Here is a 24,345-nt window from a genome sequence, read left to right as displayed (position 1 = left end):
GCTGGCCCAACTACGGCTCCACGTGGCCCAGTTCGCGCGGCCAGCTTCCGTCCGGTGAGCGGAGCAGCTGGACGAAGGCGCGCTCCGCCGGGGAGAGGAGGCGGTCGCGGCGGCGGGCCAGGGAGACCGGCCGGGGGCCCGGTTCGGGGGACACGGGCAGGACGGTGAGGGCGCCGGAGCGTTCCACGTCGTCCACGATCGCGTGCTCGGAGATGAGGGCGACACCAAGACCGGCCCCGACACACTGCTTGACCGCCTCCGGGCCCCATACGTCGGACCGGGACACGGTCTCCGAGATGCCCCACGACTCCAGGACCCGCTCTTGCTCGGTGCGGGTGTGCGAGCCGGGTTCGCGCATCAGGAAGCACTCACCGGCGAGGAGCCGCGGCTCCAGCGCCCCGGTGTGCCCGGCGAGCGGATGGCCCGTGCGGGCCACTAGGACGAGACGTTCCTCCAGCACCGGCTCGACGAGGAGCTGGGCCGTCGCAGCCGGTCCGCCCGCCACCACCGCGATGCCGATGTCACCGGCCAGCAGGCGCTCGGCCACGGCCCGGTTGTTGCCGACGAACACATCGCACTCCACTCCGGGATACCGCTCCCGGAACCGGGCGAGCAGCGCCGGAAGGAGGTACGTACCGACCGTCGTCGAGCCACCCACCATCAGCCGGCCGTGCTCCAGGGACGACACCTGCTGCACCGCGGCCACCGCCTCGTCCGCCAGCAGGAAGACACGCTTGGCGTACGCGGCGAGCACCTCACCCTCCGCCGTCGGCCGGGCCCGCGCCCCCGAACGGTCCACCAGTGTCACCTTCAGCGTCTGCTCAAGGCGGCGTACCTGGTTCGAGACCGAGGGCTGGCTCATGTACAGCTCGTGCGCGGCGGCGGAGAACCCCTGGTGCTCCACCACCTTCAGGAAGATCCACAAACGGTGCAGGTTGAGCTCCATAGGGCCCCGAGCGTAGCCCACTCCTGATCGGCCGGACAGGCCCGCGGCACCCCACCGGCCGGGCCCGCCGGGCTATGGCGGCCATAGCGAACTTCGTGGTTCTGCACCCCGGAACGCCGGTGGTACCCATGGATCCGAGGGACGCACCACGGCTCCCGCACCTACGACCAACAGGGGTGGACGTACATGAATCCTGTCGCCGGCACCACATCGCAGACCTCCGCCGACGGCCGGCTCACCGTGAACGGGCGAGGCTACCCGCGCCCCGGCCGTCCGGTCGTGGTCGTCTGCATCGACGGCAGCGAGGACGCCTACCACGAACGCGCGATCGCGGACGGCCTGATGCCGTTCACCGAGTCCATGCTGGCGAGCGGCAGCGATCTGCGCGGCGCCTGCACGATGCCCTCCTTCACCAACCCCAACAACCTCTCCATCGCCACCGGTGTGCCGCCCGCCGTCCACGGCATCTGCGGCAACTACTTCTACGACGCCGAGGCCGGCGAGGAAGTCATGATGAACGCGCCCGAACTGCTGCGCGCGCCCACCCTCTTCGCCGCCTTCTCGCAGACGGGCGCCAAGGTCGCCGTCATCACCGCCAAGGACAAGCTGCGCCGCCTGCTGGGCAGCGGGCTCGCCGAAGGCGGCATCTGCTTCTCCGCCGAGAAGGCCGACCAGGTCACGCTCGCCGACAACGGCATCGAGAAGGTCCTGGAATCCACCGGCTTCGAACTGCCCTCCGTGTACAGCGCGGAGCTGAGCGAACTGGTGATGGCCGCGGGCTGCGATGTGCTGGAGCGCGACAGGCCCGACCTGATGTACCTGTCCCTGACCGACTACATCCAGCACAAGCACGCGCCCGGCTCCCCGGTCGCCAACCGCTTCTACGCCATGCTGGACCGCTACTTCGAGCGGATCGACGCGCTCGGCGCCGTCCTCGTCGTCACCGCCGACCACGGCATGAACGCCAAGTCCGACGCCGACGGCGAGGCGCGCGTCGTCTTCCTGTCCGACTGGTTCGACGCGGCGACCGGAGACGGCGCCAGCCGGGTCATCCTGCCGATCACCGACCCGTACACCGTGCACCACGGCGCTCTCGGCTCCTACGCGACCGTGCACCTGCCGGACGGCGCGGACCGGGACACGCTGCGCGAGCAACTCGCCGCGGTCGCAGGCGTCGACGCCGTGCTCACCCGTGAACAGGCCTGCGAGCGCTTCGAGTTGCCCGGTGACCGGATCGGCGAGCTCGTCGTCATCGCCGAGCGCAACACCGTGCTCGGCACGACCGCGGCCCGCCACGACATCTCCGGCTTCAAGGAGCCGCTGCGTTCGCACGGCGGACTGACCGAACAGCGCGTTCCGGTCCTGGTCAACCGGCCCGTCGAGCTTCCGGCCGGGCACCGGCTGCGCAATTTCGACGCCTACTGGATCGGCTGCCACGCGGCGGCGGGGGAGCCGCTCTCCGCCTGACGGAAGGAGGGGCAGTCGGTAGTTCAGCTCCGGCCCCGGCGCGCCGCCGAGGTGCGCGCCGGGGCCGTGCCATATCCGGATCCGCCGAGGATGGGACTCCCCATGGCCGAAACCGACCCACCTGTCACCGACCCACCAACCAACGACCCACCCGTCACCACCCGCGAGGCCCAACGCACCGTCCATCCGCAGCTGGTGAGCCCCCGACTGCGCTGGCAGATCTTCGCAGTCACCTGGATCGCGTACGCGGGCTTCTACTTCGTCCGGCAGGCGTTCTCCGTCGCCAAGCTGGGCATCCTGGACGACCCGGTCCTCTCCCACACACTCAACGAACGTGTCCTCGGTGTCATCGACGCGGTCTATCTCGCCGCGTACGCGCTCGGGCAGTTCGTGTGGGGAGCGTGGTCCGACCGGTTCGGCCCGCGCGTCGTCGTCATCACCGGCATGGTCGGCGCGATCGGCGCGGGGCTGCTGATGGGCGCCTCCAGCGCGCTGCTCGTCTTCGGCGGGGCCATGGTGCTCCAGGGTCTGGCGCAGTCGGCCGGCTGGGCGCCGCTGTGCAAGAACATGGGCTCGTTCTTCCCGGTCGCCGAGCGCGGCCGGGTGCTCGGGTTCTGGTCCACCAACTACGCGTTCGGCGGCCTGGCGGCACCCCCGTTCCTCGGCTGGCTGGCGTACTCCGTCTTCGACAGCTGGCACGCGGCGTTCTTCTGCGGTTCCGCGACGCTCGCGGTCGTCCTGGTGCTCTTCGTCCTGTTCCAGCGCAACGCGCCGGAGGAGAAGGGGAGTTCGGGCGAAAGGGCCGCCAAGAAGCAGCGCGGCGGCGGTCTCGCCCTGTACCGCAAGACCCTGCGCGACCCCATGGTGCTCACCCTGGGCGCCGCCTACTTCCTGCTCAAACCGGCCCGTTACGCGATCCTGCTGTGGGGCCCGGTGCTGGTCAGCCAGCGCCTGCCGGACGTCGGCAAGGTGGGGGCCACGGTCATCCCGATCGCCTTCGGCGCCGCCGGCGTGGTCGCGCCGATCGCCGTGGGCTGGGTGTCGGACAAGCTCTTCCAGTCCCGCCGGGTGCCCGCCTGCGTCCTGTCCCTCGCCCTGCTGACCGTGGTACTCGGCCTGTTCATCCCGCTCACCGCGACCGACAACGTCGGTGTCATGGTCGCGCTGCTCGCCGTGATCGGGCTCTCCGTGTACGCCGCCGACTCGATGATCTCGTGTGTCGCGGCGGTGGACTTCGGTACCGAGGACGCCGCCGGCACCACCGCGGGCCTGGTCAACGGCTGCGGCTCGATCGGCGCGATCCTCGGCGGCCTGCTCCCCGGCTTCCTCTCGGGCTCCGCCCTGTTCCTCATCTTCTCCATCGCCGCCGCGCTGGCCGGCGCGGTCATGATCCCGCACTGGAACCGCCGCCCGGGCCCGGCCGCCGCGCAGTGACACCAACTCCCGTTGAAAGGCAGGCACACATGAACCGTCAGCACGCGGACACCGTCGTCGTCGGAGCCGGAATCGTCGGGCTCGCCCACGCACTCGCCGCCGCACGCCGGGGCCGCAAGGTCGTCGTCTTCGAGCGCGACGACTTCGCGGTGGGCGCCTCGATCCGCAACTTCGGGATGATCTGGTCCGTCGGACAGCAGCGCGGCAAGGTGTACGAGCGGGCGCTGCGCAGCCGCGAGGTGTGGCTGGAGGTCGCCGCGAAGACCGGCCTGTGGGCGCCCGAGACCGGCTCGCTCCATCTGGCCACGCACCCCGACGAGATCGCGGTCCTGGAGGAGTTCCTTCAGCTCAGCGACGCGGCCCGGGACCGGGGCGCCCGGATGATCACCGCCGATGAGGCGGCGGAACGCTCCGGGTTCGTGCGCAGGGACGGCCTGCGCGCCGCGATGTGGAGTCCGACGGAGGTCAACGTCGACCCGCGCCGGGCGATCCCCGCAGTCGCCGAGTACCTCGCCGCCGAGCACGGCGTCGAATTCCGCTTCGGCACCCACGTACGCGGCGTATCGATGCCCACCGTCTCCACCACCGCGGGCGACTGGGACTGCGAGCAGGTCTTCGTCTGTTCCGGCAACGACTTCGCCTCGCTGTACCCGGAGGTGTTCGCCGCCAGCGGTCTGACCCGCTGCAAGCTCCAGATGATGCGCACCGCCCCGCTCGCCGGTGGCCGGGCGCTCGGCCCGATGCTCTGCGGCGGCCTCACCCTGCTCCACTACGCGGCGTTCGACGGCTGTCCCTCGCAGGCCGCGCTGGCCGAACGGATGGGCGGGGAGCGGCCGTTCCACCGCGAGCACGGCATCCACGTACTCGTCTCGCAGACCGCGGACGGACGCCTCACGCTCGGCGACTCGCACGCCTACGGATCCACGCTCGGCCCGTTCGCGGACGGCGCGGTGGACGACGCGGTCCTGGAGTACCTGGACACCTTCGCCGCGCTGCCGCCGGAGGCGGAGGTCACCGAGCGCTGGGTCGGCTTCTACCCGTCGCTGCGCGACGGCCGCACCGATCTGGTGGTCGACCCCGAGCCAGGTGTCACCGTCGTCAACGGGGTCGGCGGGGCGGGCATGACGCTCTCGTTCGGCCTGGCCGAGGAGATACTGGCGACGCGCTGACACACGTACGCACCACTGAAAGGGCCGGCTCCCCTCCGAGGGGAACCGGCCCTTTCAGTGCCTGGCGGGGGGGCTGCTCAGTACGAGATACAGGCCGAGTGCCACGCCGTGTAGAAGTCGAAGACCTCCGGCGAGCACTCCGGCGGACCGTACTGGCTGGCCTTGTCACCGACGTGCGGCAGATGCGCGTACGCGCCGACGCCGGGCCGGTTGACGTGCAGCATCCCGGCCTCGAAGCGGTCAAGTGCCTCGAAGGCGCGGGTCTGCGAGGCGGTGAACACGGTCCCGGACATGCCGTACTTCACCGAGTTCGCGATCCGCAGCGCGTCGTCGAAGTCCTCGGCGTCGACCACCGCGAGCACGGGACCGAACACCTCCTCCTGGGCCAGTTCCGCGTCCCACGGCACGTCCCGGATCACGGTCGGCTGCACATAACAGCCCTCCGCCAGATCCGGGCGCTCCTCGCGGCCGCCGCCGCACACCACCTTGCCGCCGTCGCGCTGCGCGCCCGCGATGGCGGCGAGCGCCGCGTCGAGCCGGGCGGGGTCCACCACCGGGCACAGCTCGGACCCCGCGTCGAAGCCGGGGCCCACCCGCAGATGCGCGACCCGGGCGACGAGCCGCTCCAGGAACTCCTCGCGCACCCGTACGTCGACGACGGCCCGGCTGGTCGCCGAACACCGCTGCCCGGCCTGGCCGAACGCCCCGTGCACGACGGCGTCGACGGCCTTGTCGAGATCGGCGTCGTCGCACACCACGACCGCGTTCTTGCCGCCGAGTTCGAGCTGGGTGCGCAGCAGCCGTCCGGCGCCGCCCGTGTGGATCGCCGTGCCGACGGGCAGCGAGCCGGTGAAACTGATCCCGGCGATGGCCGGATTGGCGACGAGCGCCTCACCGGCCGCCGCGTCGCCTTGCACCAGGTTGAGCACCCCGTCCGGGAGCCCCGCCTCGTGGAAGACGTCGACCAGCAGGGCCGAGGTGAGCGGGGTCAGCGGCGACGGCTTGAGGATGGCGGTGCAGCCGGCGAGCAGCGCGGGCGCCACCTTCCACATCGGGATGGCGAGGGGGAAGTTCCACGGCGATATCAGCCCCACCACGCCGATCGCCTTGCGGAAGGTGTACGCGAACGTACGCTCCTCCTCGGCCGGCGCGGTGACCCCGCCGAGCAGCCGCGCCTGCCCGGCGGTGAACTCCAGGACCGCCATGGCCCGTTGGACCTCACCGGTGGCCTCCTTGAGCAACTTCCCCTGCTCACGCGTGATCGCGTACGCCAGTTCCTGCGAGCGCCGTTCCAGGATGCGCAGCGCCTTCATCAGGTATGCCGCCCGCTTGATGGGCCCGATGCCGCGCCAGTGCTCCAGCGCCCTCCGCGCCTCCTCCACCGCGAGGTCCACGTCGGCCCCGCCGGACTCCGCGAACTCCCCCAGCACATCGGAGAAGTCGGCCGGATTCACATCGGGACGCCGCTGCCCCGACTGTGCCGCGACCCACTGCCCGCCGATGTGATTCTCCGTCAGGTACCCCGCCACTTCGAACCTGGTCTCGCCCGGTGCCACAGCCATGCCCCTGCTCCTTCGCAGCCGGTGGGATCGTCACGGCCACCTTCGCCCCGCCAACTGCGGGTGAACAACGGGTGATCTGCGAATACCGGGTATAGGGGGTTCCTATGTGCCTGCGGAGGCGGACGCTCCGGATCGTCGTGGCCGGTCCGCCGCTACAGGGCGCGCAAAAACTCGCGTATTCATATCTGTTGCACCTGTGCCAGTGGCGGACATGTAGGGGCAGGCGCTACGGAAGGATGCCATGCCAATCGACACCGAGGCTCAGTTCACGGACGTGTACCGGGCTCACTACGAGGACGTACTGCGGTTCGTGCGCAGACGTGCCCACCCGATGAACGTGGACGACATCGTAGGAGAGACGTTCCTGGCCGCGTGGCGCCGTCGGCGCGAGCTTCCCGCTGATCCCCGGCCTTGGCTGTTCGGCGCGGCACGCAACGTGATGCTGAACGCGGACCGCACCATGCGCCGGCAGGCCGCACTCGTGGTGCATATCCAGGCTGCGGAGGTCCGCGGCCACGAACGCGGGGTCGACGCGACGGCTGAGGTGGACAGCCGGATCGACCTCGTCGCAGCCTGGCAGTCACTCGCCCCTGCCGACCAGGAAGTGCTCGCGCTGCACCTCTGGGAGGGGCTGGGCGCTCGGGACGCGGCCACCGTCCTCAGCTGCACGCGCGCGGCCTACGCCATGCGCCTGACGCGCGCCAAGCGGCGCCTCACCGGCCGTATCGACCAGGCCGCCCCCTCCTCGCCCGCTCTCTCGCCCACGCACCGACCGGAGCCCCTTCATGAAGTCTGATCTCCACTCGCGCCTGGTCGAACTCGACGCCGCACCGCGCGCCAAACTCTCCACCGCCGAACTCGCCCGCAAAGAACAGCTGTTGGCGACTGTTCTGAGCGACACTGACCGGCCGGGCAACACCGTCACCACCGGATTCCGCCGCCCGCTCGTGCGACGCCTGGCGTACACGACGGCTGCCGGGCTCGCCGCGGGAGCAGCCCTCCTTGCGGTGACGCTGTCGGCCGAACCGCCCACGCCGGGCGGATCCGGGCCCCTGTCATCGGCCGAAGTGGCCACGTGGACCAGCACCGCCCACCGGCCGAACCGAGCGCTCAGCTCCTTCGGCTGGTGCTTCCACAAAGCGATGGAAGTCAACGGAGGAGTGAGAGGAACGGGGACGATCACCAACGCGGACCGGCGTGGAACCACCACCTCCATGATCGTGACGTCCCGCTACCACTCCGCGTACTGCCTGGCCGGCCCTGAAGGCCCCGGCGTGGCGGTACCCATCACTTCGGATACCGAGGGCGGGGTGTCCGCGAACGACGTCACACTGGACGCGCGGGGCGCGCTCGGGGACGGCCCCGCTCGATTCCGTTACATGGTCGGCCTGGTGGGCGAGGACGTGCAGGGGATCACCGTGCGCGACCAGGGGCGCACCATCCACGCCACGTTGCAGCAGGAGCCGTCGCTGCCCTACGGCAGGTGGACCGCCTGGTGGCCGGAGAGCGACTCCCGCGACGGACCGATCGGCACCGTCACGCTCACCCTCAAGGACGGCACGACCCGGACCGTCGAGGGACTGTGACGGGACACCTCTTTCAGGCGGAGGCCTCCGCCGCCACCCGCACCGGATGCTCCAAGATCTGGTTGTTGAGGTAGCCCAGCCGGTTCCACGGGACGTGTGACGGCTGGGTGCGGCCCGTGTCGTCCGTGGCGCGGATCGAGATGGTGTGGTCGCCCGGGGCGGGGTGCCAGTCGAAGTGCCAGCGGGTCCAGGCGCCCGCCTCCCGGGAGCCGGTGAGACGGGCCTCGTGCCAGGGGCCGCGGTCGATGCTGTAGGCCACGGAGGCGATGCGCTGCTCCCCGGCGAACGACCGGCCGCGTACGAGCTGGGGCTCCGGCTTCAGGTGGGCGGGCCAGTCGAGTTCCACCAGGCTGGTCACCGGGAGTTCGTTGATGGGTGTGCCCAGGACGGGCCCGTGTGCCGGGTGGTCGGGGCCGATGAGGACGTAGTCCTCGGTGTTCCAGGGGACGTGGATCGGGCGACGCGACACCTCGATGCGGCCCACCCACTTGATGCTGGCCGCACCCAGCCAGCCGGACACCACGACCCGGGCCGGGAAGCCGTGGTCGGGCGGCAGTGGCTCGCCGTTCATGGCCAGGGCGAGAAGCGTGTCGTCGGCCATCGCCTTGTCCAGCGGCATGGGGCGGCGGGCCCCGCACTCGTCGAGGGCCACCGGCATGACGTCGTGCGCGTCCGCGGTCACCCCCGCCGCCTCCAGCAGGTCACGGAGCCGTACGCCGGTCCACTCGGCGGTGCTGACCGCGCCCCGGCCCCACGGCGTACCGGCGATGCGCTGCCCGTGCTGCTGGCCGAACAGCACCCGGCGATTGCCCGCGCACTCGATCGTGCGCGTGACGGAGACCAGCGGAAACGCCCGCCACAGATCGTCGTAGCCGAACGTGACGGGCGACCCGACCGCATCGCCATCGATCCGAAGGGACCACTCCTCGGCGTCGATCCGGGGCGTGGGGGAGTGGCTGCGGACGAAGAAGCGGTCGTTGGGGGTCAGGTGGCCCGGCATCCGGTCCGCCCGGGTGCCGAAGTCGAGACCGGTACCGGTGTCCTCCATGACCTCCGCCGAGGTCGGCTTGACCACTCCGGGCAGTGCGCCGGCTGCTGCCGTGTCGGTTGTCGTCATGTCCTCAGCGTCGGCCCGTGGCGTGCGGGCCGGTAGCCGCTAGTTCCCTATGGGCCCATAAGTGCGGTCTATGTCCTCAAGGGGTTGGAGTGTTCCACGTCGCCCCCCTTTGCCAGCTGGCGCGCGATCACCCGCAGTGCCAGTACCTCGTCCGCGCCCTCGAAGATCGACAGGACGCGGGCGTCGACGAAGAGGCGGGACACCGCGTACTCCTCGGCGTAGCCATAGCCACCGTGCAGCTGCTGGGCCTCGCGGGTGACCCACTCCGCCGCCCGGCAGGCCAGCTGTTTGACCTGGGCGGCGGCCAGGGCGCCTTCGCCCGCCGTGATGGCCCGCGCCGCCGTGGCGGTGAAGGCGCGGCAGGCCGCGATGTGGGCGGCCATGCGGGCCAGCTTGGTCCGGGTGAGCTGGAAGGAGGTGAGGGGGTGGCCGAAGACGGGGCGTTGGCGTGCGTGGTCCACCGCCAGTTCCAGGGCCGACTGCATCACGCCGACCGCGCGGGCCGCGGTCTGCAGGCGGGCGTTGGCGAAGGCCTGCATCTGTAGGTAGAAGCCGCGGCCCAGGCCCTCGTCGAGGCCGATGAGGTTGTCCGCCGGGACCCGGAACCCGTCGAAGGTGACCTCGTACGAATGCATGCCGCGATAGCCGAGCGTGCGGATCGCGCGGCCGGACGCCGAGCCGCCGCCGTCCTGCGTGACCTCCCACTCGTGGCCGGGGAACGACGGCTTCTCGACGACGAACAGGGACAGGCCGCGGTGACCCGCCGCGCGGTCCGGGTGCGAACGGGCCAGGACCAGAAGGTAGTTGGCGCGTCCCGCGAACGTGCACCAGGTCTTGACGCCGTTCAGGACCCAGTCCTCGCCGTCGCGCACGGCGGTCGTGGTGATGCCGCCGACGTCCGAGCCGTGGTTGGGCTCGGTGACGGCGACGGCGCACAGCTTCTCGCCGGTCGCGATCAGAGGCAGCCACCGCCGTCGCTGCTCCTCTGTGCCGCCGCGCGTGATCGCCGTACCGATGATCTCGGGCCGGGTGATCAGCGAACCCGCGGCGCCCAGCGAGGCCCGTGACAGTTCTTCGGTCACCACGACCATGCTGAGCAACTCGTCCGCGCCGCCCTCGGCGAAGCCGCCGTACTCGGCGGGGATCGACAAGCCGAAGCAGCCCATCTCGGAGAGGCCGTCGACGATCGCGTCCGGGATGTCCGCGTCGCCCGCGTGGATGGCGTCGGCGACCGGCTTCACCTTCGCCTCGGCGAAGTCACGGAACGTGGAGCGCACCAGTTGCAGTTCGTCGGAGAGATGGCGCGGGGCCGCCTCTCCGCCGGCCGCGAGGACGCGCTCGGCGACGGTGTCAAGGAACGCGGGCGCGCGCCCGGCCGCGACGTGCTCGGCGACCGCGTCGAGCGCCGTCGTCGTCCCGTCCAAGCCCCACAGGGCCTCGCGGCCCGCCGTCCGCCCCGCCAGATCGGCCGCCGTGTCCGCGGCGAAGAGCAGCGCCAGGTCGGCCTCGGCCTCGCTGTGCGGGCCCAGATCGAGCAGGTGGCGGGCGGCGGCGACCGCCGATGACACCGAGGCGATGTCGTACGGAACGGTCTGGTCGTCGTCGCTCGCGGGGGCCACGGCGAGGCGGGCGGAGGCCTGACCCACCACCTCCTCCAGCGCCTCGACCAGCTCCGTCGCGCGCACAAGTGCGGTGGTCACGACGTCACCCGCTCGAAGACGGCCGCCAGGCCCTGCCCGCCGCCGATGCACATGGTCTCCAGGCCGTACCGGGCCTCGCGGCGGTCCAGTTCGCGCGACAGCGTGGCGAGCATGCGCACGCCCGTCGCGCCGACCGGGTGGCCCAGCGAGATGCCGGACCCGTGCACGTTGGTGCGCTCCAGGTCCTTCTCGCCGAACTCCCACTCGCGCATCACGGCGAGCGCCTGCGCGGCGAACGCCTCATTGAGCTCGATCAGGTCGATGTCCGAGAGGGTGAGCCCGGCCCGGTCGAGGGCGACGGCGCTCGCCGGGACGGGACCGATGCCCATCGTCTTCGGCGGCACACCCGCCACACCCCACGACACCAGCCGTACGAGCGGCCGCAGCCCCAACTGTTCGGCGCGCTCGGGGGTGGTGACGACGCACATGGCGGCCGCGTCGTTCTGTCCGCTCGCGTTGCCCGCGGTGACGGTGGCCTCCGGGTCGGAGTGGCGCAGGATCGGCTTCAGGCGGCCGAGAGACTCCAACGACGTGTCGGCGCGCGGGTGTTCGTCGGTGTCGACGACCGTGCCCTCGTCGCCGCGGCGCCGGCCGGGCACCGTCACCGGCACGATCTCCTCGGCGAGGACACCGTCCCCCTGCGCCCGCACGGCGCGCTGGTGGGAGGCGAGGGCGAGACGGTCCTGCTCCTCGCGGCCGATGGCGTACTCGCGGCGCAGATTCTCCGCCGTCTCCAACATGCCGCCGGGCACCGGGTAGTGGCGGCCCCCGGCGGTGGAGCGGGCGCGCGCGAGGCCGTCGTGCAGCTGGACGGCGGCGCCCTTCGCGCCCCAGCGCATCTCGGTGGAGTAGAACGCGGCGTTGCTCATGGACTCCGTGCCGCCCGCCACGACGACCTCGTGCGCGCCGGTCTGCACCTGCTGGGCGGCGTACAGCACGGCCTGGAGGCCGGAGCCGCAGCGGCGGTCGAGGTGGAGGCCGGGGACGGTGACGGGCAGGCCCGCGTCCAGGGCGACGACGCGGCCGATGGCGGGCGCCTCGCTGTTGCCGTTGCAGTGGCCGAGGATGACGTCCTCGATGGCCTCGGGGTTGATACCGGTGCGTTCGAGGAGGCCCTTGAGAGCGGCGACGCCGAGGTCCACGGCGGTCAGCGACGTGAACATGCCGCCGTAGCGGCCGATGGGGGTGCGGACGGGTTCGCAGACGACGGCTTCACGCATGGGTGCTCCTGGCCGGGTGAGGGGTGAGGGGTGAGGGGTGAGGGGTGAGGGGTGAGGGGTGAGGGGTGCGCGTACGGGGTGACGGTTCAACTCACATGAAACGGCCGCCCGTTACTTCGAGAACCGTTCCGGTCATGTACGAGGACAGGTCCGAGGCCAGGAACAGCGCGACGGATGCGACCTCCTCGACCTCGCCCGCGCGCCGCATCGGGATCTCGGCCAGCTTCTGGTCCCAGGCCTTCTCCGGCATCGCCTCGGTCATGGCGCTGCGGATCAGGCCCGGCTGGATGGCGTTGACGCGCACACCATGATGGGCCATCTCCTTGGCGGCGGCCTTCGACAGGCCGACGATGCCGGCCTTGGCGGCGGAGTAGTTGGTCTGCCCGACCATGCCGACCTTGCCGGAGAGCGAGGAGATGTTGACGATCGCGCCGTGCTTCTGTTCGCGCATCACGGCGGCGGCCTTGCGGGTGCCGTTCCACGTGCCCTTCAGATGCACGTCGATGACCTGGTCGAACTGGTCCTCGGTCATGGTGCGCATGGTGGCATCGCGGGTGATGCCGGCGTTGTTGACCATGATGTCAAGGGAGCCGAAGGTGTCGATCGCGGCCTGGATCAGGGCGTCCACCTGGGCGGCCTCGGTGATGTCGCACTGTACGGCGTGCGCGACGGAGGGCCCGCCGAGTTCCTTGGCGGCGGCCTCGGCGGCGTCCAGGTTGAGGTCGCCGAGCACGACCTTCGCGCCCTCGCGGACGTAGGCCCTGGCGATGGCGAGCCCGATGCCCTGGGCGCCGCCCGTGATGACTGCGGTCCTGTCGGCCAGTAGTGCCATGAGTCTCTTCAGCTTCCTGTGGTCGTGGTGAACGGTCGCCTGGCTCGGCGGGGGCGGATGACGCCCGCCTCACCAAGTTTCTCCAACTCGCTCTCGCCGAGACCGAGTTCGGTGCGTAGTACGTCGTCGGTGTGTTCGCCGACCGTGGGCGAGGGCGCGGGCGCGGACTGCGTGCGGTCCATGACGACGGGGGAGCCGGGCGCCCAGTGCGCGGGGATGCCGTCCTGGCCGACGCGGGCCATCAGCGGGTTCTCGCGCAGCAGTTGGGCGTCGTCGGCGGCCAGGTCGGCGAAGCTGCGGTACGTGGACCACAGCACGCGCGTGCCGGCGAGCGCCTCCTGTGCCTCGGCGAGGGAGTGTGCCGCGAACCAGCCCGCAAGCAGTTCGCCGAGGACCTTGCGGTGGGTGTAGCGCTCGAACTCGTCGGAGAGGTCGGCGCCGAGCGCGCGACCGACGGCCTCGACCGCCTCCGTGAGACCCGTCGCGGCGAGCAGGCCCTGCCAGTGCCGCGTGGTGAGGGCGACGACCATGAGGCGGCCGCCGTCGGCGGTGGCGAAGTCGCGGCCGAAGGTGCCGTAGACGTAGTTCCCGGCGCGGGCGCGCGGGGCGCGGTCGAGCTGGGCCTCCGCGAGGTAGCCGAGGTTTCCGGCCGTCGCCAGGGCCACGTCCTCAAGCGCGACGCGGACCTGCTGGCCCTCCCCGGTACGCAGCCGGTGGCGTTCGGCCGCGAGCAGGCCGACGGCGAGGTACAGCCCGGCGGCGACATCCCACGCGGGCATCAGGTGGTTGACCGGGTCGGGCGTGCTCTCCGGACCGGTGAGCTGAGGGAAACCCGTGGCGGCCTGGACGGTGTAGTCGACGGCGGCCGAGCCGTCCCGGCGGCCCGTGAGCAGCACATGGATCAGGTCGGGACGGCGGGCGGCCAGGGCCTCGTACGAAAGGTCCTGGTAGCGCTCGGAGTTCGCGATCACGATGCCGCCGCCTGGGCCGCCCCCGGTGGCCAGGCCGGCGACGAGCTCGCGCCCCTCCTCGCTGCGCAGGTCGACCTCAAGGGCGCGCTTTCCCTTGTTCAGGCCGGACCAGTACAGGCTCGTGCCGCTGTCGGCGAGCGGGTGCCGGGTGCGGTCCGGCGCGCCGTTCAGCGGCTCGACGCGGATGACGTCGGCGCCCAGCTGGGCCAGTGTCATCCCGCCGAGCGGGCTGGCCACGTAGCTGGAGAGCTCGACGATCCGCATGCCCTCAAGAGGGCGGGAGCGGGACGCCGTGGGGTGAGGCATGCGTTCTCCTCTCATTCCTTACGGGTACGTGGTGCCGGATCACGCGGGGAAGACCGGGCGGCGGCGTTCCAGGAACGCGGCCCGGCCCTCCACGAAGCCCTCGCCGCCGAGCAGTTCGACCTGCGCCTCGGCCTCCGCGTCGAGGACCGCGTCCAGGTCCTGCGCCTCCTGGGCGAAGATCCGCTTCGTGGCGGCGACCATCGCGGGGGAGGCGGCGGCGAGCCGCCCGGCCCGCTCCCGCGCCCGCTCGGCCACCTTCTCGCCCTCGACGATCTCGCTGACCAGGCCGATCCGCTCGGCCTCGGCGGCGGTCAAGTCCTCGGCGAAGAGGATGAGTTCCTTGGCGCGGGCCGGTCCGACGCGCTGGGCGAGGCTCCAGCTGAGGCCGGTGTCGGCGGTGAGCCCGATCTTGGCGAAGGAGGCCGCGAACCGGGCGTCCTCGGCGGCCACGACGTAGTCGCAGGCGGCGGCGAGCCCGAGGCCCAGGCCGTACGCGCCGCCGCGCACCGCGGCGACCACCGGTTTCGCCGAGCACACCAGGGCGCGGGCCACGTCGCCCACGACGGCGAGGCGTTCGCGGGCGACGCGCGGATCCTGCGACATGGAGCGGATGTCACCGCCCGCGCAGAACACCTCGCCCGCGCCGGTCAGCACGATCGCCCGGCACTCCGGGTCCCGCTCGGACTCCCGCAGCGCGGCGAGCAGTTCGCGCCGGTCGGCGAGGTCGAGGGCGTTGCGGCGGGCGGGCCGGTTCAGGGTGAGGGTGTGGACCGGTCCCTCGCACGTCACGTCCACGGCGGGTTCGATCATGACCGGGCCTGCCGCAGCAGCTGCTTGGCGATGATGACCTTCTGGATCTCGCTGGTGCCCTCGTAGATGCGGAACAGGCGGGCGTCGCGGAAGCAGCGCTCGACGACCGTGCCGCGCATGTAACCCATGCCGCCGTGGATCTGGACGGCCAGGTCGGCGGCCTTGGAGACCATCTCGGAGCAGAACAGCTTGGCGGCGGACGGCCGGATCCTCACGTCCTCACCGGAGTCGTACTTCTCGGCGGCGTCAAGGACCATGGCCCGCCCCGCGAGCACACCCGTCTGGATCTCGGCGAGCATGCCCTGCACGAGCTGGAACTCGCCGATGGGGCGGCCGCCCTGCTTGCTGGTCGCCGCGTGGGCGACGGACTCCTCCAGGATCCGCTCGGCCATCCCGACGCACAGCGCCGCGATGTGCACACGCCCGCGCACCAGGGACCGCATGGCCGTGCCGAACCCCGCGCCCTCCTCGCCGCCGACGAGCGCCGCCTTCTCGACACGTACGTCGTCGAAGGACACCTCGGCGGTCCAGGCGCCCGCCTGCCCGGTCTTGGCGTCCTTCGGGCCGACCGTGACGCCCGGCAGCCCCGCCTCGACGAGGAACACGGAGATGCCCTTCGTCCCGGAGGCCTCCTCGCCGGTGCGGGCGAAGACCACGAACAGGTCCGCGAGCGGGGCGTTGGTGATGAACCGCTTGCTTCCGTTGATGGCATAGCCGTCGCCCACGCGGACGGCGCGCGTGGTCAGGCCCGAAGGGTCGGAGCCCGCCTCCGCCTCCGTCAGCGCGAACGACGCGACGGCGCCCTCCGCGAGCCGGGGCAGCCAGTGCTTCTTCTGCTCCTCGGTGCCCGCGTTGTCGAGCACCTTGCCGGCGATGCCGTTGTTGGTGCCGAACATCGAGCGGAACGCGGGCGTCGTGTACCCGAACTCGAAGGCGAGCCGGACGTCCTCGGACAGGCTCGCCCCCAGGCCCCCGAACGCCTCCGGCAGCGTGTACCCGAACAGCCCCATGTCGACGGCCTTGCGGCGGACGTCCTCCGGGATGGCGTCCGTCTCCTCGATCTCGTCCTCGCGCGGGACGACGTCCTCCCGTACGAGGGTGTGGACGGCGGCGAGGACCGCCTCGAACTCCTCGGCTTCCATCGTCAATCTCCTTTCCAGGTAGGTCAGTTGAGAGGGGTGAGGTGCGCCAGCGCGTCCACCGCGAGGGCGCCCTCGCCCGCCGCGCCGAGCAGCAGCGGGTTGACGTCCAGCTCCGCGAGCTCGTCGGCGAGGTCGGCGGCCAGCCAGGACAGGCGGGCGATCGTGTCGGCGGCGGCCTCGACGTCGCGGGCCGGCTTGCCGCGCACCTCGCCGAACAGGCGGCTGCCGCGCAGCGAGAGCAGCATCCGGCGGGCGCCGACCGGGTCGACGGGGGCGACGGCGACCCGGCTGTCGGCGAGCGCCTCGACGAGGATGCCGCCGAGCCCGGTGACCACGACGGGGCCGAACACCGGGTCGTTCTTGACGCCGACGATCAGCTCGGTGCCGCCGCCATCGGCCATCCGCTGGACGAGCACGCGGGCGTCGTCCACGCCCGCCTCGCGGGCGATGCGCAGCACGTCGTCGGCGGCCTCGCGCACGGCGTCCGCGCCGTCGAGGCCGAGCCGGACGCCGCCGATGTCGCTCTTGTGCCCGATCCGCTCGGACAGCAGCTTCACGGCGACGGGCCCGCCCAACTCCTCAGCCACGGCGGCTGCTTCGTCCGGAGTCGTGGCCGGTCGCGAGGCGGCGGTACGCACCCCGTAGGCGGCGATGAGCTGCGTCGACTCGTACTCGTCGAGCTGGGTGCGACCCTCGGCGCGGGCGCGGGAGAGGACGGCGCGGGCGGCCTCGGTGTCGACGTCCGCGGGCCGTACGGGGGCGGGCAGCGCGGGGCGCAGGCTGAAGTCGGCCAGCAGGCCGAGGGCGCGGGCGGCCTGGGCGGGGTCGGTGTAGCAGGGGATGCCCAGCTCGCGCAGGCGGGTGCGGGGACGGCCGCTGCCACCCGTCCACACGACGACGAAGGGGCGGTCGGTCGAGCGGTACGCCTCGTCGAGGGCCTCGATGAGCGTGTCGGCGCAGTTGTCCGCGCACCCCAGGAGCACGGCGATCATGTCGGTGCCCGGGTGCTCGACGGCCACCTTCAACGAGCGCCGCAGGATGTCGGGTTCGGCGATGAGGCTGCCGGTGAGGTCGACGGGGTTGCGCGGGGACCCGTACACGGGGATGGCGGCGGCCATGGTGCGCTGCCACTCCTCGTCCCAGGCGCGGACCTCGATGCCGTGGGCGGCCGCCGAGTCCGCCATCAGCGCACCCGCGCCGCCGGAGACGGACAGCGAGGTGAGTCTGCGCCCCGCCGCGCGGCGGCCGGTGGAGAAGATCTGGGCGGCCTCCAGCATGGACTCGGGGCCGTCCACGCGCAGGATGCCGTACTGGCTGATCGCACCGTCGAAGACGGCGTCCTCACCGGCGAGCGAGGCCGTGTGGGACTGGGCGGCGCGGGCGCCCGCCTCGGAACGGCCGACCTTGACGGCGATGATCGGCTTGTCCCGCTCGTGCGCCTCCCGGGCGGCGTCCAGGAGGCGGCGGCCGCCGGTGACACCTTCGAGGTAGGCGAGGATCACCTCCGTATCGTCGCTGCGCACGAGACCGTCGACCAGCTCGGCGACCGAAAGGTCCACCTCGTTGCCGGTGTTGAGGTAGTGGGATATCCCGATGCGGAGGTTCTGGGCCGCGTTGAACACGAAGCCGCCGAAGGCGCCGCTCTGGCTGAGGAAGGCGATCGGGCCCTCGACCAGGTCGGCGTCCTCGTCGAGCGCGGAGGTGAAGGTGGGCAGCGCCCGCTCGTGGGAGGCGATCATGCCGAGGCAGTTGGGGCCGAGGACCCGCACCCCGCTCTCGGCGATCGCGGCCTTCAGGTCCTCCTGGAGCTCCACGCCCCGGCCGCCGACCTCGGCGAATCCCGAGGCGCCCAGGATGGCGGCGGGGATGCCGCGGCGGCCGCAGGCGCGGACGGCGTCGGCGGACTGCTCGGCCGACAGCATGATCATGGCGAGGTCGATGTCCCCGTCGATGTCGTCGACGCTGCGGTAGGCGGTGAGGCCCTGCACCTGGTCGCGCTTGGCGTTGACGGGAAGGATCCGGCCCGCGAACCCGAACCGCTTGAGGTAGTCGACGGGCCGCCCCGACAGCTTCGTCGGGGTGTCGGATGCGCCGAGGATCGCGATGGAGCGGGGGTGCAGGAGCGAGTTCAGGGCGTCGTCGGTGCGGGGGTGGGCTGCGTGCTGCTGCACGGTTTCTCCTCGGGACTGCGAGACATGAAGTACGAGTAGGGGGAGGTCAGTTGACGGCGGCGGGGGATGCCTCGGCCTGCCGCTCCTTGTCGATGGTCCTGGCCGACAGGGTGAGGAAGGCGCGGGCCGCGACGAGCGAGATGACTCCGAGGACGACCACGAACAGGACCGGGAGCACGATCGTTCCCGAGGCGGACAGCAGCGACTGGAGGATGACCGGTGCCAGGCCGCCGAGCACGCCCGCGAGCCCGTACGCCGTGGAGATGCCGGTGTAGCGGACCTTGGCGGGGAAGGCCTGGGCGAACATGCCCGCGATGATCGCGTAGTACATGACGTCCGGGATGGTCGCGAGGACCGCGCCGGTCACGGCGAGCGGGAAGCTGCCGGTGCCGATGAGGGCGAACATGACCGGGATCGTGGGGATCTGGCAGGCCAGGATGACGGTGACGGCCTTGCGGACGCCCCAGCGGGTGGCCAGCACGGCGCCGAGCGGCTGTACGAAGAACTGCACGATGCTGGCGATCAGGATGACGGTGAGGAAGTCCTGTCGGCCCATGCCGACTTCGCCGGTCGCCCAGGACAGGGCGAAGGTGTCACGGGCGTAGACGATGGCGAAGACGGTGAACGCGGCGCCGACACCGAGCAGCAGCAGCTTGGAGTGCTCCCGGAACAGGGTGACGACCGGGACCTTCACGGTCTGGTCGGCGGCCCGCAGGGACACCATCGCCGGGGACTCCTCCAGGCTGAGCCGGATCACCAGGCCGATGATCACCAGCAGGGCGGAGGCCAGGAACGGGATCCGCCAGGCCCACGCAAGGAGTGCGTCGTCGGAGAGCCGCCCGACGGCGAGGAAGGACAGCGTGGCCAGGATGCGGCCGGTGGGCGAGCCCTGCTGGGCGAAGGCCGCGAACATGAAGCCGCGTTCCTTCTTGGCGTGTTCGGTGGTGATCAGGACCGAACCGCCCCACTCACCGCCGAGCGCGATGCCCTGCACCGTACGGAACAGGGTGAGCAGGATCGGCGCGGCCACACCGATCTGCCCGTACGTCGGAAGACACCCGATGCCGACCGTGCTGACACCCATCAGCAGCAGCGTCGCGACCAGCGCCTTCTTGCGGCCGATGCGATCGCCGAGGTGGCCGAAGAGGATGGCGCCGAGCGGACGGGCCAGGAAGCCGACCCAGAAGGTGACGAAGGAGAGCAGCACGCCGATCGTCGGGGGTACGTCGGCGAAGAACAGCGGGGCGAACACCAGGGCGGAGGCGGTGCCGTAGACGTAGAAGTCGTACCACTCGATCGTCGAGCCGAGGTAGGAAGCCCAGCCCGCCTTGCGGGCCATCTTCTCCTCCGCGGGAAGCCGTCTGCTCGGCATCTCGTCCCGTCCTTCCGGTCGATGCAACGTGATCGCGCTCACAGGGAAGCTATGGCTGCCGAATGGTTTCGTCTAACACCAAAATTCCCTACCGTTGATTCGACTGCGCGACATAATCACTACTGACCTGCGAGGGAACGGGAGTTCACGTGGAACTGCGGCACCTGCGGTCGTTCGTGACGGTCGCGGAGGAGCTCAACTTCCGGCGCGCGGCCGAGCGGCTGCGGATGTCGCAGCCGCCGCTGTCCCAGCAGATCAAACGCCTTGAGCAGGAGGTCGGCGTCGCGCTGCTGCGCCGCACGACGCGGCAGGTGGCCCTCACGGCGGCGGGGGAGGCGTTCCTGACGGAGGCCCGGCGGGCGCTGCGGGCCGTACAGGAGGCGCCGCTCGCCGCCCGCCGTGCCGCGAGCGGACAGACCGGGGTGGTGCGGCTGGGGTTCAGCGGGCCCACCTCCCACGAGGTGCTGATCCTGATGACCCGGAAGTTCCGCGAGCACCGCCCGCGCGTCCGCCTGGAGATCCACGGCCCGGTGTACGGCGGCGAGTTGGTCACCCGGCTCACCGACGACGAGATCGACGCGGGGCTGATGCGGCTGCCGGTCGCGGGCAGCGGTATCCAGGCCCGCGAACTGACCCGGCACAACATCGTGGTGGCCCTCCCGGCGGGCCACCGACTCGCCACCCGCGAGGAGATCGCCATGGCCGACATCCAGCAGGAGCCCGTCGTCAGCCACCCCACCAACCGGGGCGCGGGCATCGTGGCGCTGATCCACAGCGCCTATCTGGCGCACGGGTCGAGCCCGCGCATCGTCCAGGAGGTGCCCGACACGCACACGATCCTGACGCTGGTCGGCGCCGGTGTGGGCATCGGCTTCGTGCCGTCCTCCGCCAGCCACCTCAAGGTCCCCGGCGTGGTCCTCATCCCGGCCCGCGACATCCCGCCCCTGCCACTGGCCCTGGCCTGGCGCGCGGGCGACCCGAACCCGGCGCTGCACGCGCTGATCGACCTGCTGGACGAGATCGCGGAGGACTGCGGTCCGGGGGCGGTGACCGCGTGAGGCGGCGGGCCGTGGGCGGTCAGCGGCGCTGGCGTACGTGGAGCAGCGGGGCGCCCGCCGGGTAGAGGTACTTGGCGGCGAACAGCGGGCGGCTGCCCCAGGACACGACCTGTGTGACGAGCGTCGCCGGGGTCTGCGCGGACCGCTCCATCGCCGCGCCGCGCTCCTCGCCGAGCAGGGTCGCGCCGACCGTGCCGCGGCCGGTGAGCGGGGCGTCGGTGGCGGCGAGGAGGACGGCGCCCATGCTGCGGTCGGACGCCCCGCCCCGGCCCGCGTCGGCCGTGCGGTCGAGGAGCGCGGGCCCGTCGGGGACGACCTCGGCGAGGGTGGCGTCGTCGGCGGCCCACTCGTGCGCGAAACACGCGGGCACGCCGTCCGCCGCCAGCAGGGTCTCCCAGAACCAGGTGCTGTCGCTGCCGGACAGCCGCAGGTGGTGGGCGGAGAAGTCGGTGGGCAGGTCCCGGCTGGCGGCGAGCCTGCGGCCGTGGACGTGGGGGGTGTCGAGCAGGTCCTCGACGGGTGAGAGGCGTTCGAGGCCGCGTGGCGGCAGCTGATGGCTGACCCGGCTGCCCACCCCGTGCTTGCGCGTGATCACCCCGTCCTCCTGGAGCAGGATCAGCACCTCGCGCAGCGCGGGCCGGCTCACCCCCAGCTCGCCGGCGAGCGCCGGCTCGGAGGGGAGCACGGAGCCGGGCGGGAAGGTGCCGTCGTGGATCGCGGCGACGATCCGCTCGTACAGCTCGACGCGGGGCGGTCGGCGGTGAGCCGCACGTGCGGTCATGGGGCGGGGCCTCTCGGTCATGTCCACCATTCTCCGGCCTTCAGTGGTCATACATCCACTGGGCCGGATACGGGGTCACGTAGAGCATGCACCAGAGCCAATACGCCGGTCAACACCGGAAATCAACCTCTTGTCAGCGGAGTGATCCGTACTTACGCTCCACCGCAGAACTTCAGTTGTCTGACAACTGGCTGCCACTGGATCGCATGTGGATCGCATGCGAACCCTCCCCCTCCGCGGAAAGGCCCCCGATGAACGCCCCCCTGCCCCTGCTCATGGACTGCGACACGGGCGTCGACGACGCCCTCGCCCTCCTCTACCTCGCCGGCACCCCCGGCGTGGACCTGCGCGGTGTCATCACCGTCGCGGGCAACACCAGCGCCGAACAGGCCGCGATCAACACCCTCCAGGTGCTCGAACTCGCGGGCCGCACCGACATCCCCGTCGCCGCCGGCGCCGCCACCCCGCTCACCGGCACCGACCCCGAGTACGCCACCCACGTGCACGGCGACAACGGCATCGGCGACATCCAGCTCCCGCCGCCCACCGCCGACCTCGACCGGCGCGACGCCGTGCAGCTCATCATCGACGCCGCGCACGCGGCCCCGGGCGCCCTGCACATCCTGGCCACCGCGCCCCTCACCAACCTCGCCCACGCCCTGGAGCGCGAGCCCCGGCTCCCCGAACTCGTCCGCCATGTCACCGTGATGGGCGGCGCCGTCCACCACCCCGGCAACATCGGCGCCCGCGCCGAGGCCAACATCGGCAACGACCCCGAGGCGGCGCAGCGCGTCCTCGCCGCCGGGTGGGAGCTCACGATCGTTCCCCTCGACGTGACCATGCGCGAGCGCCTCACCCCCGCCCACCAGGACCGGCTGCGCACCCACGGCACCCCGGCCTCCCGCTTCGCCGCCGACGCCCTCGACGTCTACCTCGACTTCCACGAGCGGATCGTGTTCCCGTTCCGCGCCTCCGCCTGCCACGACCCGCTGGCCGCCGCCATGGCCGCCGGTGACCTCACGCCGGTCCAGGCCCCCGTGCTGCACGTCACCGTCGACACCACGCAGGGCCCCGCGCGCGGCGAACTCGTCGCCGACACCCGGGGCATGTACCGCGGCTACCCCCGCACGCCGGAGGCCAACGCCCGCGTCCTCCTGGAGACCGACGGCACGTTCCCGGAGCGCCTCGTGGAGCGGATCGTCTCCCTCGACGTACCGACGCCGGGGACCACCCTGCCCGCCGCCGCACCCGAGGTCCTCTCGTGAGTCGCACGGTCCCCGCGCCGAGCGCCGAGGACGCGGGCCGCCGCGGGAGCTCGCACGGCCTGCTGCTCACCGCGCTCATCGTCGCGGTGATCGCGTTCCAGCTCGGCGCCTCCATGGTCACCCCCGCGCTCCCCGAGATCGCCAGGGAATTCGACGTCTCGGCCTCCCAAGTGGCGGGCGCCCAGGACCTGTTCTTCCTCGTCGGCGGCGTCGCGGGCGTCGTCCTCGGCCGGCTCAGCGACCGCGTGGGCCGCCGCCGCATCCTGCTGGCCGCGATGGTCACGATGTGCCTCGGCGCCCTGATCGCCGCCCTGGCCCCCAGCGTTCCCGTGCTCATCGCCGGACGCATCCTCCAGGGCGCTTCCGGAGCCACCTTCCCCGTCACGTACATGCTGCTGCGCGACACGATGAGCCCCGCCAGGTTCGGCCCGGCCCTCGGAATCGTCACCGCCATCAACGGCGGCGTCGGCGGGCTCGACGGTCTGGTCGGAGGCATCGTCGCGGACACCGTCGGCTTCCGCTGGATCTTCGGCGCCATCCTCGTCGTCGGCCTGACCGCGATCGTCCTGCTGCGGCGCTTCCTGCCCGAGGCGGCGCCCAAGGACGGGCGGCGGATGGACTGGTGGGGCGCCGCCGCGCTGTCCGCCGCGCTCGTCTGCGTCAACCTCGCGCTCAGCAAGGGCTCCGCGCACGGCTGGTCGGCGCCGCTGCCGCTCGCCCTGCTGCTCGCCGCCCTCGTCCTGCTCGTCGTCTTCTGGCAGACGGAGAAGCGACGCACGGCCCCGCTCATCGCCATCGAGCACCTGCGCTCGCGCCATGTGTGGCCACTGCTCGCGACGACCCTGCTGACCCTGATGGGCGTCTTCTCCGCGATCAACTTCACGTTCGTGCTGCTCAGCCAGGACGGCGAGTTCGGCTACGGGATGAGCGCGACGCTCTCCTCCCTGCTCTACCTCACCCCGCCCGCCGCCATCGGCCTGCTCTCCGCGCCGCTGACCGGGTGGCTCGCGCCACGCAAGGGCTGGCTCGTACTGCTGCGCACGGGCCTCGGGCTCAGCCTCCTCATCCTGCTCGGCACGGCCCTGCTGCCGGACAACCGATGGCTGCTGTTCGCCGCGGCCTGCGCCCTCGGCGTCGCGTACAACGGCCTGGCCATGACGCCCCTCAACGCCCTCGGCGTCGTCGTCTCCCCGAAGGACGCGCCCGGCGCGGTCCCCGGCATCAGCGCGGCCTGCTTCGGCATCGGCGCCTCGGTCGGCATCGCACTCGTCGCCCCCGCGGCCGGCTCCGGCACGCTAGGCGGCATCGAACAGGCGCTGTGGATCTCCGCGGGATTCACCTTCCTCGCGCTGCTCACGGCATGTGTCCTGCGCCTTCCGGCCAGCGAGGACGGCGACGAGGCCCAGGCGTGACCGGGCGGCCCGGCGACCTATAGT

20 protein-coding genes are annotated in these 24,345 nt (G+C 71.9%); 8 read left to right on the top strand and 12 right to left on the bottom strand.

Annotated features, from left to right (window positions below):
• Positions 1–10: 10 nt before the first annotated feature.
• The gene (locus OKJ99_RS24830) at positions 11–946 is read right to left on the bottom strand and encodes a LysR family transcriptional regulator (RefSeq protein ID WP_326019624.1); all 936 of its coding nucleotides are present in this window, start codon (positions 944–946) and stop codon (positions 11–13) included.
• A 186-nt stretch (positions 947–1,132) separates the two neighbouring features.
• Between OKJ99_RS24830 and phnA the strand changes: the two genes are divergently transcribed.
• From phnA to OKJ99_RS24815, 3 genes are all read left to right on the top strand, one after another.
• Positions 1,133–2,413: a phosphonoacetate hydrolase gene (gene phnA / locus OKJ99_RS24825; protein WP_326019622.1), complete on the top strand. Its 1,281-nt coding sequence runs from the start codon at positions 1,133–1,135 to the stop codon at positions 2,411–2,413.
• A 102-nt stretch (positions 2,414–2,515) separates the two neighbouring features.
• Positions 2,516–3,847: an MFS transporter gene (locus tag OKJ99_RS24820; protein ID WP_326019621.1), complete on the top strand. Its 1,332-nt coding sequence runs from the start codon at positions 2,516–2,518 to the stop codon at positions 3,845–3,847.
• 29 nt (positions 3,848–3,876) lie between these two features.
• Positions 3,877–5,016 carry a TIGR03364 family FAD-dependent oxidoreductase gene (locus OKJ99_RS24815; RefSeq protein WP_326019620.1) on the top strand — a complete coding sequence of 380 codons (1,140 nt, stop codon included), beginning with the start codon at positions 3,877–3,879 and terminating at the stop codon, positions 5,014–5,016.
• Between the two features lie 77 nt (positions 5,017–5,093).
• Here the strand turns inward: OKJ99_RS24815 and OKJ99_RS24810 are convergent, their stop codons facing one another.
• Entirely contained in the window at positions 5,094–6,578 is a 1,485-nt protein-coding gene (locus OKJ99_RS24810; RefSeq protein WP_326019618.1) for an aldehyde dehydrogenase family protein, read from the bottom strand.
• 241 nt (positions 6,579–6,819) lie between these two features.
• Between OKJ99_RS24810 and OKJ99_RS24805 the strand changes: the two genes are divergently transcribed.
• Together OKJ99_RS24805 and OKJ99_RS24800 are read left to right on the top strand one after the other, a co-directional pair.
• The gene (locus tag OKJ99_RS24805; RefSeq protein ID WP_326019616.1) at positions 6,820–7,374 is read left to right on the top strand and encodes an RNA polymerase sigma factor; all 555 of its coding nucleotides are present in this window, start codon (positions 6,820–6,822) and stop codon (positions 7,372–7,374) included.
• Positions 7,364–8,164, top strand: coding sequence for a hypothetical protein (locus OKJ99_RS24800; RefSeq protein WP_326019614.1), 801 nt, complete (start codon positions 7,364–7,366; stop codon positions 8,162–8,164). Before OKJ99_RS24805 ends, OKJ99_RS24800 begins: the two co-directional genes overlap by 11 nt.
• 13 nt (positions 8,165–8,177) lie before the next feature.
• Here the strand turns inward: OKJ99_RS24800 and OKJ99_RS24795 are convergent, their stop codons facing one another.
• The 9 genes from OKJ99_RS24795 to OKJ99_RS24755 form a co-directional block, all read right to left on the bottom strand.
• Positions 8,178–9,281 (bottom strand): sulfite oxidase, encoded by a 1,104-nt coding sequence (locus tag OKJ99_RS24795; protein WP_326019612.1) that lies wholly within the window; start codon positions 9,279–9,281, stop codon positions 8,178–8,180.
• 68 nt (positions 9,282–9,349) lie between these two features.
• The gene (locus OKJ99_RS24790) at positions 9,350–10,981 is read right to left on the bottom strand and encodes an acyl-CoA dehydrogenase family protein (protein WP_326019611.1); all 1,632 of its coding nucleotides are present in this window, start codon (positions 10,979–10,981) and stop codon (positions 9,350–9,352) included.
• Entirely contained in the window at positions 10,978–12,201 is a 1,224-nt protein-coding gene (locus OKJ99_RS24785) for an acetyl-CoA C-acetyltransferase (protein ID WP_326019610.1), read from the bottom strand. Before OKJ99_RS24785 ends, OKJ99_RS24790 begins: the two co-directional genes overlap by 4 nt.
• Before the next feature lie 91 nt (positions 12,202–12,292).
• Positions 12,293–13,033, bottom strand: a complete 741-nt coding sequence (gene fabG, locus OKJ99_RS24780; protein ID WP_326019609.1) for a 3-oxoacyl-ACP reductase FabG — start codon at positions 13,031–13,033, stop codon at positions 12,293–12,295.
• 8 nt (positions 13,034–13,041) lie between these two features.
• Positions 13,042–14,310, bottom strand: a complete 1,269-nt coding sequence (locus OKJ99_RS24775; RefSeq protein WP_326019608.1) for a CoA transferase — start codon at positions 14,308–14,310, stop codon at positions 13,042–13,044.
• 39 nt (positions 14,311–14,349) lie between these two features.
• Positions 14,350–15,120, bottom strand: a complete 771-nt coding sequence (locus OKJ99_RS24770; RefSeq protein ID WP_326019607.1) for an enoyl-CoA hydratase/isomerase family protein — start codon at positions 15,118–15,120, stop codon at positions 14,350–14,352.
• Positions 15,117–16,262, bottom strand: coding sequence for an acyl-CoA dehydrogenase family protein (locus OKJ99_RS24765; protein ID WP_326019606.1), 1,146 nt, complete (start codon positions 16,260–16,262; stop codon positions 15,117–15,119). The genes OKJ99_RS24770 and OKJ99_RS24765 overlap by 4 nt, the downstream gene beginning before the upstream one ends.
• Positions 16,263–16,285: 23 nt before the next feature.
• Positions 16,286–18,433 (bottom strand): acetate--CoA ligase family protein, encoded by a 2,148-nt coding sequence (locus tag OKJ99_RS24760; protein WP_326019604.1) that lies wholly within the window; start codon positions 18,431–18,433, stop codon positions 16,286–16,288.
• Positions 18,434–18,479: 46 nt separating this feature from the next.
• The gene (locus OKJ99_RS24755) at positions 18,480–19,805 is read right to left on the bottom strand and encodes an MFS transporter (protein WP_326019602.1); all 1,326 of its coding nucleotides are present in this window, start codon (positions 19,803–19,805) and stop codon (positions 18,480–18,482) included.
• A gap of 149 nt (positions 19,806–19,954) precedes the next feature.
• Between OKJ99_RS24755 and OKJ99_RS24750 the strand changes: the two genes are divergently transcribed.
• A complete protein-coding gene (locus OKJ99_RS24750; protein WP_326019600.1) occupies positions 19,955–20,863 on the top strand; it encodes a LysR substrate-binding domain-containing protein in 909 nt (302 codons plus the stop codon).
• Positions 20,864–20,882: 19 nt separating this feature from the next.
• On the opposite strand, the gene OKJ99_RS24745 is transcribed toward OKJ99_RS24750, so the two are convergent.
• Positions 20,883–21,665 (bottom strand): GntR family transcriptional regulator, encoded by a 783-nt coding sequence (locus OKJ99_RS24745; RefSeq protein WP_326019599.1) that lies wholly within the window; start codon positions 21,663–21,665, stop codon positions 20,883–20,885.
• A gap of 230 nt (positions 21,666–21,895) precedes the next feature.
• Between OKJ99_RS24745 and OKJ99_RS24740 the strand changes: the two genes are divergently transcribed.
• Together OKJ99_RS24740 and OKJ99_RS24735 are read left to right on the top strand one after the other, a co-directional pair.
• Complete coding sequence (locus OKJ99_RS24740) at positions 21,896–22,909, top strand: nucleoside hydrolase (RefSeq protein WP_326019598.1); 1,014 nt, start codon at positions 21,896–21,898, stop codon at positions 22,907–22,909.
• Positions 22,906–24,321, top strand: a complete 1,416-nt coding sequence (locus OKJ99_RS24735; RefSeq protein WP_326019596.1) for an MFS transporter — start codon at positions 22,906–22,908, stop codon at positions 24,319–24,321. Before OKJ99_RS24740 ends, OKJ99_RS24735 begins: the two co-directional genes overlap by 4 nt.
• The last annotated feature ends 24 nt before the right edge of the window (positions 24,322–24,345 follow it).

Origin of the sequence: Streptomyces endophyticus (assembly GCF_035798155.1) — a bacterium.
GTDB lineage: Bacteria > Actinomycetota > Actinomycetes > Streptomycetales > Streptomycetaceae > Streptomyces > Streptomyces endophyticus.
Note: the sequence above shows the minus strand (reverse complement) of the source record. Positions and strands in the feature narration are given on the sequence as shown.

Bases quoted from the DNA above. Each gene is read 5' to 3' on its own strand.
- OKJ99_RS24765 (WP_326019606.1), bottom strand. From the start codon at position 16,262: ATGGAAGCCGAGGAGTTCGAGGCGGTCCTCGCCGCCGTCCACACCCTC.
- phnA (WP_326019622.1), top strand. From the start codon at position 1,133: ATGAATCCTGTCGCCGGCACCACATCGCAGACCTCCGCCGACGGCCGG.
- fabG (WP_326019609.1), bottom strand. From the start codon at position 13,033: ATGGCACTACTGGCCGACAGGACCGCAGTCATCACGGGCGGCGCCCAG.
- OKJ99_RS24745 (WP_326019599.1), bottom strand. From the start codon at position 21,665: ATGACCGAGAGGCCCCGCCCCATGACCGCACGTGCGGCTCACCGCCGA.
- OKJ99_RS24775 (WP_326019608.1), bottom strand. From the start codon at position 14,310: ATGCCTCACCCCACGGCGTCCCGCTCCCGCCCTCTTGAGGGCATGCGG.
- OKJ99_RS24785 (WP_326019610.1), bottom strand. From the start codon at position 12,201: ATGCGTGAAGCCGTCGTCTGCGAACCCGTCCGCACCCCCATCGGCCGC.
- OKJ99_RS24830 (WP_326019624.1), bottom strand. From the start codon at position 946: ATGGAGCTCAACCTGCACCGTTTGTGGATCTTCCTGAAGGTGGTGGAG.
- OKJ99_RS24810 (WP_326019618.1), bottom strand. From the start codon at position 6,578: ATGGCTGTGGCACCGGGCGAGACCAGGTTCGAAGTGGCGGGGTACCTG.
- OKJ99_RS24755 (WP_326019602.1), bottom strand. From the start codon at position 19,805: ATGCCGAGCAGACGGCTTCCCGCGGAGGAGAAGATGGCCCGCAAGGCG.
- OKJ99_RS24805 (WP_326019616.1), top strand. From the start codon at position 6,820: ATGCCAATCGACACCGAGGCTCAGTTCACGGACGTGTACCGGGCTCAC.
- OKJ99_RS24815 (WP_326019620.1), top strand. From the start codon at position 3,877: ATGAACCGTCAGCACGCGGACACCGTCGTCGTCGGAGCCGGAATCGTC.
- OKJ99_RS24795 (WP_326019612.1), bottom strand. From the start codon at position 9,281: ATGACGACAACCGACACGGCAGCAGCCGGCGCACTGCCCGGAGTGGTC.
- OKJ99_RS24740 (WP_326019598.1), top strand. From the start codon at position 21,896: ATGAACGCCCCCCTGCCCCTGCTCATGGACTGCGACACGGGCGTCGAC.
- OKJ99_RS24820 (WP_326019621.1), top strand. From the start codon at position 2,516: ATGGCCGAAACCGACCCACCTGTCACCGACCCACCAACCAACGACCCA.
- OKJ99_RS24800 (WP_326019614.1), top strand. From the start codon at position 7,364: ATGAAGTCTGATCTCCACTCGCGCCTGGTCGAACTCGACGCCGCACCG.
- OKJ99_RS24770 (WP_326019607.1), bottom strand. From the start codon at position 15,120: ATGATCGAACCCGCCGTGGACGTGACGTGCGAGGGACCGGTCCACACC.